Below are 13371 nucleotides of genomic sequence, written 5' to 3' on the forward strand. Positions count from 1 at the left end.
ATTCAAGCCTTATCGTCAAAAAAAACGCACAGACCACAGATGTGAGTGATGAATTACTTGATATACGCCAATTAAAGACAGTTCAGACCTGTTTAGGCGAATCACTGACTGCGTCTATATCCGGAATGCGCCGTCACTCAGCTTTTTAAATCTTGGGCAAAGGCAAGCATGGGCGCTCAAGCAGCGGAGGGGCCGGCCATCCGGCGGTAGCGCGATCAAAAAGCCATGCGGACTATCGTCACCCTTTTAAATCTTGCGCAAAGGCCAGCATGGCCGCGCGTTGCGGCACGCTCAGCGAGTCAAGATCAACATCCTCGCCGTTGGAGATCGCCCGCAGCATGACATGGGTCAGGGCCGAGGAGAGCGACCAGTTCCAGTAACGCAGCACGGTCTGGGCGCGATCGACCGCCAGGATATCATAGGTGATCAGCACTTCGGCCAGGTGCGGGTGCATCAGCCCCTCAGGTGTGCGCAGGGGCCGGCGCAGCGCCTTCCACAGGGCCTTGAGCGCCTTTTTCGACAGGCCGGTCGCCTTGCACAGCACGGCCAGCCCTTCGCCGCCGCGGTCGCGCATCAGCTTGGCGCCGGTGGCCGGTTTGATGCCCGACATGTAGGAGATTTCCTCGGCCATATGACGTGTCATGCCCAGGCGCGCGGCCTCGGCAATGGCGGCCTCCAGCGAGGTATAGGGGCTTTTCTCCAGCGCCTCGCGGTTGCGCTGACGGCGTTCGATGAATTGCAGCGCCTTGCGCGCCAGCGGATCCTGCCATTTCTCGACGGCCATCATGGCGAAGACATCCGAGGCCATGTCCTGCATGATTTCGCGGTTGACGCCGAACCGGGTCAGGATCAGGCGCCGGGAATCGGCTTCTGCCCACCAGAACAGGACATAGGCCGAAGAGGGCCGCAGTTCGGTGCGCTTCATGATCAGCGGAATGAGCTGCGGATGAGTCTGGCTCATGGCCACCGCCGCTTCCAGCGCCGGCTGAGACAGACGGGCCCGCTGGTTTTTCAGCAGGGTCTCGATGACCGGAATATTTTCGGTATCGACCAGGTATTCGCACAGAATGCTCGACAGTTCCTTGCGCGTGGCCAGAAGCATATGATGATGGTGATTGCCGAATTTCGCGCAGTAATAAAGGTCTGCGTCGCTTAAGGATTCGCAGTCCTCGATCAGCGCGCGCGCCACCTCGGCATCGTCGGTGATCAGCATCCGGATCAGCGAATTGGGGATTTCGCCCAGAATACTGACGCGTTTGGCGACCCGTATCCGCTCATGCAGGACCGATTCCCGCAGCATCTCGACCAGCAGGTCGGCGGTGACCGCGCGTTCAAAGGCGTTGATTCGGCTTTCGGGCAGGCAGACCACATCGGCCAGGCGCTTCAAAAGGACATGCCGGGCCTGGTTTTTCGGCGGTGGCGCCTCGGCGATGATATCGTCGAAAATCTGGTCCAGTTCCGAGCCTTGCGCCCCTTCAATGCCTTCGCCCGCCGCGAAATCATCGGTTTCGGCAGGGGAATCGATACGGGCGGGGGAACTGACCATGCCGGCATCATCGCCTGCATCCGTTAATCTTTTGTATAAGATCGGTTTTGGCTAAAAATCGTTGCCATTTGGCAGGAAAACCCTCTGGAGATTTTACGACCATTGCGACATTTTCTGCGCATTGTCAGCGCTCAGAGATCACGGAAGGTGCTCCCATGCCAAACGCCCCATACGAACTGCATATCGGCAACAAGAACTATTCCTCGTGGTCGCTGCGCCCCTGGGTATTGCTGAAGGCGCTGGATATTCCCTTCACCGAGCACCAGCATTACTTCACGCCCGACAACAGTGCCTTCAAGTCCTTCTCACCCACCGCCCTGGTGCCGGCCCTGATCGACGGCAAGCAGACGATCTGGGACTCGCTGGCGATCGCCGAACACGTCTATGAAGACTATCCTGCCGTATGGCCCGCCAACCGCGAGGCGCGCAGCTTCGCCCGCTCGGCTGCGGCGGAAATGCACTCCGGTTTCAGCGCCCTGCGCAGCCTGTGCTCGATGAATATCGGTATCCGAGTCAAGATGTTCGACACGCCGCCGCCCCTGATCCGCGACCTGGCCCGCATAGATGACATCTGGCGCTATGGCTTCACGAATTTCGGCGGCCCGTATATTGCCGGCAGCACCTTCACGGCGGTGGACGCCTTCTATGCGCCGGTCGTCTTCCGCATCCAGACCTATGGCGTGGGCTTCGATCTCAGCAAAGAAGCGCGAGCCTATGTCGATTTCATGCTGCAACACCCCGCCATGAAAGACTGGTACGAAGCCGGCATCGCTGAAACCGAACGCGACGCCCCGCACGAGGCCGAAATCGCCGCGGTGGGCGAGGTGATCGCCGATTATCGCGCGAAATAACCTCCAAAATTCGGTTTCGAATTTTGGCAAGCGCAAGCGCGTGCCGTCGCTTATGCGGCGTATCTCTAAAAAAACTTGATTGGAACGTCCGACAGGACGGCTGATCAAGCCGCCTTTACGTCCGAGAAAAAGGTCTCGATTTCGCTGCGCATGTCCGCTGAAGCGGCCAGCAAGGTGTCGGACATGGTCTTGAGCTGTGCCGATACCGCTTCCGATTTGTCGGCCGTCGCGTGGACGGTCTCTATGCTTTCCGTGACACGCGAGGTGCCGCGGGCTGCCCGGTGGGTATTGTCGGCGATATCGCGCGTCGACATGCCCTGCTGCTCCACCGCACTGGCGATAGATGCCGTGGCATCGCAGATGCTGTTGATCGTCCCCAGAATGGCGGAGATCGATTCAACGGTCACCTCGGTGGAATGGCGGATATCGCTGACGGATGCCTCAATCTCATCGGTCGCCTTGGCTGTCTGCGCCGCCAGCGTCTTGACCTCGGTGGCCACAACGGCAAAGCCCTTTCCCGCTTCTCCCGCCCTTGCGGCTTCAATCGTGGCGTTCAATGCCAGCAGGTTGGTCTGGCTGGCAATGGCGCGGATCAATTCGATAACATCGCCGATCTTCTGCGCCGCCAGGGACAATTGCGCCACGTTCTGCTGGGTGCTGACCGCTTCGCGCGCCGCAACCTGCGCCACTTCGGCGGAATGATGGACCTGCGACTGAATTTCACGCACCGAAGCCGCCAGTTCCTCGGCACCGGAGGCGACCGTCTCGACACTGTGCGAGGTGGCACGGGCCTCTTCGACTACCGATTGCGCGACATGCGTGGTGTCGTGGACAGCCTGAGACAGGATGTCTGCCGTATTCGCCAGATGTTCGGAATCGCTGCGCAGGCCCTGGATGCGTCTCTGCATACGAGCAATGAAGGCTTCCGACAATGTATTCTGGCGGGCGTGTTCCAACGCTTCATGTTCGCGGGCGGCAATCTGTTGTTGTGTCAGATTTTGCGCGGCTTCCTCGGCGGCCTGGGCGGCGGCCAGGGCGTCATCGGTGGACTGGAAACGGATTTCGAGATTGCGCACCACCCAGATCAGCACACCAGTCTGGAGGACAAGCACAACGGCGTGCAGCAAGACTCGTGAAATTTCGCTGCTGGCGCTGGGGAAAACGGCCGCGGGCAGAAGATAGTTCAGCGCCAGGTGATGCACCGCCACCACGCCGGCAAAAGCCACCAGTGCCCGCCATTCGCACCAGCCGGCAATCAGCGCCAGGGCGGCAAAGAAATACATGTGCATGTCGATCTGGAATGGATGCCCCTGGAAGGCGAACACCAGAAGGCAGATCAGTCCGGCCAGCGCCATGGAGGTGATCACCCGTGTATTGACGCCGGCCCGATGGCGCAGCCAGTAGAAGGTCGCTCCTGCGGCCAGGATGACCGCCCCGCCTGTGGCGACGGCGGCATTGGCGTGATGCAGGCTCAAGGCCGCAGCCGTAATGAGTGCGACATTGAACCAGATAAAGCCGATCAGAAACGTGCCGAAGCGGCGGCGCAGATCATACAGACCCTGCATGTTCAACCCTTTTTGAAACAACCGGCCATGACGCCCGGATTAAAGACAATGAGCGCGCCGGCCTTGTATAGTCGGGCGGAAAAATTGACGTCATGATTTGCCACCGGACGGGCCAGCAGAATGAACGGCCAGCGACCGCTGTCGACCACCAGGCCGTCAGCCCGCGCCACAGCGTTACCTGCCGCCGCACGACCGGCGAAGGGCGACACAAGGACGGCCACATCGGAATCGGCGCGCGGCATGAAATAGGCAGCCAGGATGACAAGGGTCAAAATGAGGCCGTAAACAAACGGCGCACCATATCCACCGGCAGAGTGACTTCCCTCGACATGGAACCGGCTCATTTTTATGCGACTCGACCGTTTTTAAAACAGACTGCCGTTATCTCAAGCTCACCTTAATGGCTGGTTACTGACCGCGGCCCGCCGCGATGGTATAGCCTGCAAAAATATTGTGCATTTTAAGCTGCCGAAGAGCGTAATTACCCCTGCCTCTTTCCGGTGATTAAGTGGGTTTTGTTGTTTCCGGCATCAATTCCCCTCGCAAGCGCAATATAAAGCGCCTATAGGCTGCGCCATGTCGTCCGTAACCGCTGAAACCAGGAAGCCCCACTTCGCCGAATTTGTCGCGCTCATCGCCTCCCTGATGGCGCTGGGGGCGCTCGGCATCGATTCCATGCTGCCGGCCCTGCCGGTCATCGGCGCCGATCTGCATGTGACGATCGAGAACCATCTGCAATGGATCGTCTCGATCTATTTCCTCGGCATGGGACTGGGTCAACTGTGCTTCGGGGTGCTCTCCGACTGGCTGGGCCGCAAGCGCGTCCTGATCGCCGGGGTGATGGTCTATGTCATCTTCGGCCTGATAGCCGCCACCAGCCAGAACTTCGCCTTCCTGCTGGTTTTACGCCTCTTCCAGGGCTTCGCTGTCGCCACCACCGGTGTGGTGACGCGCTCGATCATCCGCGATCTTTACAGCGGCCCGCAAATGGCCAAGGTCCTGTCTATCAGCTTTGTCGTCTTCCTGCTGGTGCCGATCCTGGCGCCGAGCCTGGGCCAGCTTGTGCTTCTGGTCTGGCCGTGGCGCGCCATCTTCCTGATCATGGCCGGCCTGGGCGCCGCTACCGCCCTCTGGGCCTGGATACGCTTGCCGGAAACCCTGAACCCGGACAATCGCCACCGCCCCGACCTGGCGCATCTGAAACGGGTCGGCTTCTTTGTCATCACCGAGCCTGGCTCGATCTTCTATTCGCTGGCTATCATGACCCTGATAGGGGGATTGCTGGCCTATGTCTCGCTGATGCCGCAGATCTTCGCCGAAGTGTTTCACAAACCGCACCTGATGGCCGGCATTTTCGCCGCCTGCGCCGGCACCATGGGGGCGGCCTCGGCGCTTAACGCCTCATTGGTCGAGCGGCTCGGCACCAAGCGTATTTCGCATACGGCCCTGACCGGTTATCTGGTGGTCACGGCCATTCACCTGGCCTGGGCGTGGAGCGGCCGCGAAACCATCCTCAGCTTCACCCTGCTGCAGGCCCTGACCATGGGCCTGATGTCGCTGTCGACCTCCAACTTCTCGGCCGTGGCCATGGAAAAGGTCGGGCATGTGGCCGGCACCGCCGCGTCGCTGCAAGGCGTGATCACCACGGTGGGCGGTGCTTTCGTCTCCGGCTTTATTGGTGCAGGCTGGACCGGCCATATCTACTGGCTGCCCCTGGCGGCACTGATCTGCGGCGTGCTGGCCTTCATCCTGATCGCCATTGCCGAAAATGGCCGCCTGTACAAAAACCAGTAATGCCACAAATGACTTGCCTGAAACACCATTCGGGCATATACCTTGCATGACAAAGTAATTGGTCATGAAAGACTCAAGTGCCGCCCGCCGCTGACAAGACACCGGAAAGCCGCCGCACCCAGATGTACAAGGGCGTGCTCGAACTGGCCCTGATGCGCCTGTTGCAGGATGGCGCGCAATACGGCCTGAAAATTCTCGATGGCCTGCATGAGGAAGCCGGTCTCGACCTGTCGGAAGGTACGCTTTACCCGCTGCTGCACCGTTTGGAAAAAGCGGGCCTGATCAAATCGGAATGGCGCCATGAGGCCGAGGCCAGTCATCCGCGCAAATATTACGGCCTGACGCCGGCAGGGGCGACGGAACTAAAGGCCCAGGGCGATATCTGGCTGGAAATGACCGAACGCCTGAATGCCTTTCTGAAGAGGGGAAACTGAAATGGGTGCGCAGGACGAAACCGACATCAATACCTGGCTGGGCTATCTCGAACAGGTGCTGGCCCCTCTGCCCGCATCAGAACGCGAGGATATCGTTTTCGAGGCACGCGCCCATCTGGAGGAGCGCGTCGCCGCCGGCCTAAGCGCCACATCCGCCCTGGCAGGTTTCGGCAAGGCCGAACACTATGCCCGCGCCTTTCTCGACGATCACGCCCTGACCCAGGCGCTGGACAGCCGCCGCGCCCTGACAATGGCCAAAACCCTTTTTGGCGTAGCCGGGCAAAGCCTGATCGCCACGCTGGGCCTGATTGCCTTCCTGGTATTCGGCGCCACCACGATCGGCGCCATCGCCTGCCTGCTGCTCAAATTCGCCCGGCCGGAACTGATCGATCTCTGGCCCGGCTCAGAGCGTCTGGGAAACTGGGCCTATCCGGCACTGGTCGCTGTCGCGGTCATCGATGCCTGGCTGGCACGGTTCAGCCTGGTCCTGGCGCTCAAGGGTCTCAAGGGACGCCCTGACCGGGAATAGAAGCATCGACCCCATGGACAACCCCCGATTAATTTGGTACACGCCGAAATATATCGGGAGGGGAATGTCCATGAAAAAGAGACTATCGCTGGTCAGTGCCGTTATGACCCTGGTTTTTGCCGTGCCCGCCTTCGCGGAAGAGCCTGCCGGCGACTGGGGCGGGCTGCTGATGGGGCAATTACACATCATCGTTCACGTCAAAAAGGACGATCAGAGCCAGTACAGCGCCACCCTGGAAAGTCCGGATCAGGGCACGTTCGTCTTGCCGGCCGATACAGTGACGGCTGCGCCGGATCACCTCGCTTTCGCCATCAGCAGGATCAATGGCAGCTATGACGGCCAGTGGGACGAGACGAAACAGGCCTGGGTCGGCACCTGGACGCAAGGGCAACCCATGCCGCTGCTACTGAAGCGGCTGGTCGACGGCAAGGTGGTCGCCGATGCGCCGAAACGTCCGCAGGAAGACGCCATCACGGCCGGTCCCCGCCCCTACACGGTTTCGGAAGTCGCTTTTGACAGCGTAGCCGGCGTCAAACTGGCCGGCACGTTCAGCGTGCCGGAGGGACATGGCCCCTTCCCCGCCGTCGTGCTGATCGCCGGCTCCGGACCGCAGACGCGTGTCGAAAACGTCTTCGGCCACAAGGTGTTTCTGGTGCTGGCCGATGCGCTCAATCGCGCCGGCATCGCCGTGCTGCGCTATGACAAGCGCGGCATTGGCCAATCCACCGGCGACTATGCGACGGCAACAACGACGGATTTCACCACCGACGCCATCGCCGCCGTGAACTGGCTGAAGGCACGCCCGGAGGTCGATAAGGCGCATGTCGGCCTCATTGGCCATTCCGAAGGCGGGCTGATCGCACCCGCCGTGGCTGTGAGCGATCCATCGGTCGGCTTTATCGTCCTGATGGCCGGTCCCGGCCTGCCCGGCGATCAGATCCTGCTGTTGCAGCAGGCCGCCATCGCCCGCGCTGCCGGACAGCCGGAAGCCAACATCGCCGGCGCCCAAAAGTTCAACAAGGCGGCCTTTGACATGATCAAATCGGCGCAGAGCCTGGATGACGCGAAAACAAAAGCCGCCGCCATGGCTGCCGATCTGGTCGCCGGCGGACAGATGACGCAGGCCCAGGCCGATGCGGCCTTCGCCAGGGTCACAACACCCTGGTTTTACGAATTCATCCGCTCTGATCCCCGGCCCATGCTGGAAAAGATCAGGGTGCCGGTACTGGCAATCAATGGCGCGCTCGACACGCAGGTGCCGCCGAAAGAAGACCTGACGGCGATCCGCGACGCATTAAAAAATAACCCGGACACCACCGTCACCGAACTGCCCGGTCTCAATCATATCTTCCAGACCGCCACAACCGGTGCGCCTTCGGAATATGAAGGCATCGAGGAAACCATGGCGCCGACAGCGCTGAAAGCCATCACTGACTGGGTGAAGGCGCATACCCGCTAGGCTTTTTCAGCTCCGTTTCCAGCCACTCCATATCTTCGTCGCTCAGGCCGAAATGATGGCCGGCCTCGTGGACAAGAATATGGCTGACAAGATCAGTGAGTGTGACGCCGCCGTCCGCCCATTCATCGAGGATCGCTCGCCGGAACAGGCGGATCATCGGCGGCAGGTCGCCGGTCATGGCCTCAAGTTCCGCCGGACGGCCGGTATAGAGCCCGGTTAGTTCGTAAAGGTCTTCGATTTCGAGCTGGTCGAGGAGGTCTTGGGACGGAAAGTCCTCGACGATCAGCACAACGTCTTTCAGATAGCCCGCAAACGGTTCGGGCAGCCGCGCGAGGGCTGCCCTGGCGATCATTTCGACATCATCCAGCGTTGGCGCGAAACCGTACTCGCTCATAATGTCCTCCGTAAAATTGTGATAGGCGAGCCGAATAGCCGGAGGCTAGCGCCGCCCGTATTTAAATACGGGCCAGCGACGCCGACGCACTAGGCGGCCGCCTTGCGCAATTTTACCCTTCGATGTCTTCGGGCAGGCCGACAACATGGAAACCGGCATCGACGTGAACCACTTCGCCGGTGGTCGAGAAACCGAGATCCGAGGTCAGCCAGAGCGCCGCGCCGGCTACGCCTTCCATCGAGGTTTCCTGCTTCATCAGCGAAAACTGACCCGACTTGGCGTGCAGGCCACGACCGCCGGAGATACCGGCCAGCGACAGAGTGCGCATGGCGCCGGCTGAGATGGCGTTGGCGCGGATGCCCTTGGGGCCGAGGTCGCGGGCGATATAGCGGGTCGAGGCTTCCAGCGCCGCCTTGGCCACGCCCATAGTATTGTAATTCGGGATAACGCGCTCGGCGCCGAGATAGGTCAGCGTCACCAGCGAGCCGCCATTCGGCATCAGTTCGGCGGCGCGACGCGATACATCGACGAACGAGAAGGCCGAGACATTTAACGCCAGCAGGAAGCCTTCGCGCGTGGTGTTTTCGACGAACGAACCCTGCAGTTCGTTCTTGTTGGCGAAAGCAACCGAATGGATGACGAAGTCGATCTCGCCATAGACGTCTTTCAGCTTGGCGAAGGCGGCGTCCATCGATTCGTCCGAGGTGACGTCGCACTCGATCAGGTGCTTGACGCCGATCGATTCCGCCAGCGGGCCGACGCGGCGCAGCAGGCTTTCACCCATATAGGAGAAGGCCATATCGGCGCCCTGAGCGGCCAGTTGCGAGGCTATGCCCCAGGCGATGGACTTGTCATTGGCCACGCCCATGACCAGGCCCTTCTTGCCCTTCATCAGGTCGCCCTTGGGGAAGTTCCATTCGTCAGCCATGAGGTCGTCCTTAGAGATCAGTTTGAGATAAGATGATGCTGCCGTTGGTGCCGCCAAAGCCGAACGAGTTCGACATGATCGTGCCGATCGGACCGTCATGGCGTTTGCGCAGGATGTTCATGCCGTCAAAGGCCGGATCGAGATTTTCGATATGGGCGCTCTCGGCGGCGAAACCGTTCTGCATCATCAGCAGGCAGTAGATGGCTTCCTGCGCACCGGCAGCCCCCAGCGAGTGGCCCGTCAGCGACTTGGTGGAGGAAATCATCGGGCTGTTGGCGCCGAAAACATCGCGCACCGCGCCCATCTCCTTTTCGTCGCCCACCGGCGTCGAGGTGCCGTGCGGGTTGAGGTAGTCGATCTTGCGGCCCTTGGCATCGGCCAGGGCGATCTTCATGCAGCGCGCCGCCCCCTCACCGGAAGGGGCGACCATGTCGTACCCATCCGAGTTGGCGGCGTAACCGACCACTTCGGCGATGATATTGGCGCCGCGGGCTTTCGCGCGTTCATATTCTTCCAGAACCACCATGCCGGCGCCGCCGGCGATGACGAAGCCGTCGCGGTCGCGGTCATAGGCGCGCGAAGCGATAGCCGGGCGGTCGTTGAAATTGGACGACATGGCGCCCATGGCGTCGAACATGTCGCTAAGCGTCCAGTCGAGTTCCTCGGTGCCGCCGGCGAACATCACATCCTGCTTGCCCATGATGATCTGCTCGGCCGCAGCACCGATACAGTGGACGGACGTGGCGCAGGCCGAACTGATCGAATAGTTGATGCCGCGAATCTCGAACCAGGTCGCCAGAACGGCCGAAGGGCCAGACGACATGGCCTTCGGCACGGCGAATGGCCCGATGCGCTTGGGCGAGGTCTTTTCGCGCGTTACATCCGCCGCCGCCACGATGGCGCTGGTGGAGGGACCACCGGCGCCAAAGATGATGCCGGTACGCTCGTTGGAAATGTCATTCTTTTCCAGGCCCGACGAGGCGATCGCCTGCTCCATGGCGATATGGCCATAGGCCAGGCCGGGCGACAGGAAGCGCGCGGCGCGGCGGTCGATCAGGGCCTGCCAGTCATCAACCTTTGGCGGGGCGTGGACCTGGCACTTGAAGCCCAGGCGCGCATAATCTTCAGCGGCAACAATGCCGGAGCGTGCCTCTTTCAGCGACTGCGTGACCTCATCGGCGCCCAGGCCAATGGAAGACACAATCCCCAGCCCTGTAATCACGACTCTACGCATGTAATATCCTACCTGTTAGTCCTGCAGCAATACGTACGGCCTCTTGTGCGTGAGGCTCAACCCAGTTCCTTGGCATCGAACAGGCCAACGCGCAGACCCGATGCCTGGTAGATAAGCTTGCCATCGGCTTCGACAACCCCGTCGCCGATACCCATGATCAGTTTGCCCGACATGACGCGCTTCATATCGATCTTGTAGGTCACTTTCTTGACATCCGGCGTCACCTGGCCGGTGAACTTGACCTCACCGACGCCGAGCGCACGGCCGCGACCCGGATTGCCCTTCCAGCCGAGGAAGAAGCCGACGAGTTGCCACATGGCGTCCAGGCCCAGGCAGCCCGGCATGACCGGATCACCGATGAAGTGGCAGGCGAAGAACCACAGGTCCGGATTGATGTCGAGTTCGGCCTCGATATAGCCCTTGCCGAAAGCGCCGCCGGTTTCGCTGATCTGGACGATGCGGTCAAACATCAGCATCGGCGGGGCGGGAAGCTGAGCATTGCCCGGACCGAACATATCACCGCGCCCGCAGGACAGCAGGTCTTCATACGAAAAGGAGGAAGGGCGTTCGGTCATCAGTTAAAGGGCTCCGCAGCATCGACCTGACCAATCCGCCATCGCCAATGCGTGTAACATTAAAAAATGATGCGTTACATGATGCGGCGCGCCGGCTCAACCCTTTTGAGGGAATTACGAACGGTTACCGGGCAATTTAATCGGGTATCTAACGCGCCGCGAAGGGATCCGGCCGCTTGCAGACAGCGGCGGTTTGCGTGCCCCACAGGGATTGTTCGGGCACCCAGCCGGTCTGGCCGGCGGCGGAAATGCGGCACCAGCCTTTTTTGCACTTGTCGAGGGAAGCCAGCGCCCGTGGCTTCAGTATGGCCTTGATGTCGGCCTTTTCGTCCGGGCTTTGCCGCATCTGAAGCTTCTGCCCGGCCGGACTGAGCACGGTTTTCTGCGCCTGAAGCATGGTGCGGCTGACCCATGCGACGCCGCCATCCGGATCGCAGACCAGGCGCCAGTCGCGCGTTTCGGAAATGATCTGCACCGGCAATTGCGCCTGACGATAGGTCCATACGACGCGATTATCCTTGCTGGGGCCATTGCGGGCATAGACCTCGTTACGACGCAGCATGGCCCAGCGCGGCACCTGCAGGCCGGAGGGCGTGTCGAAAGCCTGGTCCCCGGCATGAACCGGTTCGCTCACCATGCCTGTGCCCAAAGCCGCAACCGCCGCCCACATAAGCACGCGCCGCCGCCAAAACGCTTGAAAAGGCCGGGAGAAAACGTTTATGTCGGGAAAACCTGTGAACACGGACGGACGCATATCTGACTGAGTTTATGGGGGTGGGATGGTTTCACGGCCTGGCCGGAGATATCAGACCCGCATGATTGCCCCGAAGGGTTCAGATTTGGTTAACCGAATATGAATTCGCCGGGCAAACAGATAACATACGCGGGCATCCAAGCCCGGCGGCGGCACAGGGTTTCGGGAAAGAATTCTGCGGCGCCGACGATAACCTGAAACGAATAAAGGCATTTATGAGCGCTGCAAAACTCAAGGTCGTCCTTACCATCAAGCTGCCTGACGCGGTCGAAACGCGGATGCGCGAGCTGTTCAATACCACATTATGGCTGCACATGACCCCCATGCCGCCGGAACAGATTCTGGAGGCCGCCAAAGATACCGATGTGCTGGTCACCTCAATCAATGACCGGATCGATGCCGACTTCTTCGCCCATTGCGGCGACCGCCTCAAGATGATCGCCAATTTCGGTGTCGGCCACGAGCATATCGACATCCGCGCCGCCACCGAACGCGGCATCATGGTCACCAACACGCCGGGCGTGCTGACCGAAGATACCGCCGAAATGACCATGGGCCTGATCATGGCCGTGTCGCGCCGCTTCGTCGAAGGGGCCGAACTGGTGCAGAAGGGCGAGTTCTCCGCCTGGTCGCCCACCTTCATGCTCGGCCGCCGCATCTTCGGCAAGCGCCTCGGCATTGTCGGCATGGGCCGTATCGGCCAGGCCCTGGCCCGCCGCGCCCGCGCCTTCGGCATGAGCGTGCATTATCATAACCGCAAGCCGGTCTCGGCGCGCATCTCTGATGAACTGGGCGCCACCTACTGGGACGATCTCGACCAGATGCTGGCGCGCATGGATGTTATCTCGATCAATGCCCCCGGCGGCGAGGGCACAAAGCACCTGCTCAGCGCCGAACGCCTGGCGAAGCTCCAGCCGCACGCTATCCTGGTCAATACGGCGCGCGGCCAGATAGTCGACGAACAGGCACTGGCCGCCATGCTGCGCGCCAAGCTGATCGCCGGCGTGGGGCTTGATGTCTATGAGCGCGAACCGGCAATCAATCCGGAACTGATCGGCCTGCCCAATGCGGTCCTGCTGCCGCACATGGCGTCTTCCACCATCGAGGCGCGTCAGGACATGGGCGATAGGGTGATCCTCAACATCAAGACGCACCAGGATGGCCACCGCCCCCCCGACCGCGTTATCCCGGCTATGCTGTAAACTTCGCAAAAGTTTTTCACAGGATTCCGCAAAAAGGCGCTTGCAATGAAAACGGCCTTCCGTCTATAAGGCCGCTCTCCCGGCGAGACACGGTCTTCGGACACGG

General features: G+C 60.8%; 14 protein-coding genes. 6 read left to right on the forward strand and 8 right to left on the reverse strand.

Annotated features, from left to right (window positions below):
• Positions 1 to 238: 238 nt before the first annotated feature.
• The gene (locus ACTHND_RS12500) at positions 239 to 1546 is read right to left on the reverse strand and encodes a DUF2336 domain-containing protein (RefSeq protein ID WP_440178279.1); all 1308 of its coding nucleotides are present in this window, start codon (positions 1544 to 1546) and stop codon (positions 239 to 241) included.
• A 155-nt stretch (positions 1547 to 1701) separates the two neighbouring features.
• Between ACTHND_RS12500 and ACTHND_RS12505 the strand changes: the two genes are divergently transcribed.
• Entirely contained in the window at positions 1702 to 2397 is a 696-nt protein-coding gene (locus ACTHND_RS12505) for a glutathione S-transferase family protein (RefSeq protein ID WP_440178280.1), read from the forward strand.
• Between the two features lie 104 nt (positions 2398 to 2501).
• Here the strand turns inward: ACTHND_RS12505 and ACTHND_RS12510 are convergent, their stop codons facing one another.
• Both ACTHND_RS12510 and ACTHND_RS12515 read right to left on the reverse strand, forming a co-directional pair.
• On the reverse strand, positions 2502 to 3962 hold the full coding sequence (locus tag ACTHND_RS12510) for a methyl-accepting chemotaxis protein (protein ID WP_440178281.1): 1461 nt from the start codon (positions 3960 to 3962) through the stop codon (positions 2502 to 2504).
• 2 nt (positions 3963 to 3964) lie between these two features.
• The gene (locus ACTHND_RS12515; protein ID WP_440178282.1) at positions 3965 to 4234 is read right to left on the reverse strand and encodes a hypothetical protein; all 270 of its coding nucleotides are present in this window, start codon (positions 4232 to 4234) and stop codon (positions 3965 to 3967) included.
• A 304-nt stretch (positions 4235 to 4538) separates the two neighbouring features.
• On the opposite strand from ACTHND_RS12515, the gene ACTHND_RS12520 reads away from it, so the two are divergent.
• From ACTHND_RS12520 to ACTHND_RS12535, 4 genes are all read left to right on the forward strand, one after another.
• The gene (locus ACTHND_RS12520; RefSeq protein ID WP_440178283.1) at positions 4539 to 5756 is read left to right on the forward strand and encodes a multidrug effflux MFS transporter; all 1218 of its coding nucleotides are present in this window, start codon (positions 4539 to 4541) and stop codon (positions 5754 to 5756) included.
• 77 nt (positions 5757 to 5833) lie between these two features.
• Complete coding sequence (locus tag ACTHND_RS12525) at positions 5834 to 6190, forward strand: PadR family transcriptional regulator (protein ID WP_090650874.1); 357 nt, start codon at positions 5834 to 5836, stop codon at positions 6188 to 6190.
• A gap of 1 nt (position 6191) precedes the next feature.
• Positions 6192 to 6719, forward strand: a complete 528-nt coding sequence (locus ACTHND_RS12530; protein ID WP_440178284.1) for a DUF1700 domain-containing protein — start codon at positions 6192 to 6194, stop codon at positions 6717 to 6719.
• 70 nt (positions 6720 to 6789) lie between these two features.
• Entirely contained in the window at positions 6790 to 8178 is a 1389-nt protein-coding gene (locus ACTHND_RS12535; RefSeq protein WP_440178285.1) for an alpha/beta hydrolase family protein, read from the forward strand.
• Here the strand turns inward: ACTHND_RS12535 and ACTHND_RS12540 are convergent.
• The 5 genes from ACTHND_RS12540 to ACTHND_RS12560 form a co-directional block, all read right to left on the reverse strand.
• Complete coding sequence (locus ACTHND_RS12540; protein WP_440178286.1) at positions 8147 to 8572, reverse strand: metallopeptidase family protein; 426 nt, start codon at positions 8570 to 8572, stop codon at positions 8147 to 8149. The two genes, ACTHND_RS12535 and ACTHND_RS12540, sit on opposite strands and share 32 nt — an antisense overlap.
• Before the next feature lie 112 nt (positions 8573 to 8684).
• Positions 8685 to 9500: an enoyl-ACP reductase FabI gene (locus ACTHND_RS12545; protein WP_440178287.1), complete on the reverse strand. Its 816-nt coding sequence runs from the start codon at positions 9498 to 9500 to the stop codon at positions 8685 to 8687.
• Between the two features lie 10 nt (positions 9501 to 9510).
• Complete coding sequence (gene fabB, locus ACTHND_RS12550) at positions 9511 to 10734, reverse strand: beta-ketoacyl-ACP synthase I (protein WP_440178288.1); 1224 nt, start codon at positions 10732 to 10734, stop codon at positions 9511 to 9513.
• 56 nt (positions 10735 to 10790) lie between these two features.
• Positions 10791 to 11309 carry a 3-hydroxyacyl-[acyl-carrier-protein] dehydratase FabA gene (fabA, locus tag ACTHND_RS12555; RefSeq protein WP_440178289.1) on the reverse strand — a complete coding sequence of 173 codons (519 nt, stop codon included), beginning with the start codon at positions 11307 to 11309 and terminating at the stop codon, positions 10791 to 10793.
• Between the two features lie 148 nt (positions 11310 to 11457).
• On the reverse strand, positions 11458 to 11946 hold the full coding sequence (locus ACTHND_RS12560; protein WP_440178290.1) for an SH3 domain-containing protein: 489 nt from the start codon (positions 11944 to 11946) through the stop codon (positions 11458 to 11460).
• Positions 11947 to 12278: 332 nt separating this feature from the next.
• On the opposite strand from ACTHND_RS12560, the gene ACTHND_RS12565 reads away from it, so the two are divergent.
• The gene (locus tag ACTHND_RS12565) at positions 12279 to 13265 is read left to right on the forward strand and encodes a 2-hydroxyacid dehydrogenase (RefSeq protein WP_440178291.1); all 987 of its coding nucleotides are present in this window, start codon (positions 12279 to 12281) and stop codon (positions 13263 to 13265) included.
• The last annotated feature ends 106 nt before the right edge of the window (positions 13266 to 13371 follow it).

It is taken from the genome of Asticcacaulis sp., from assembly GCF_051954415.1.
GTDB lineage: Bacteria > Pseudomonadota > Alphaproteobacteria > Caulobacterales > Caulobacteraceae > Asticcacaulis.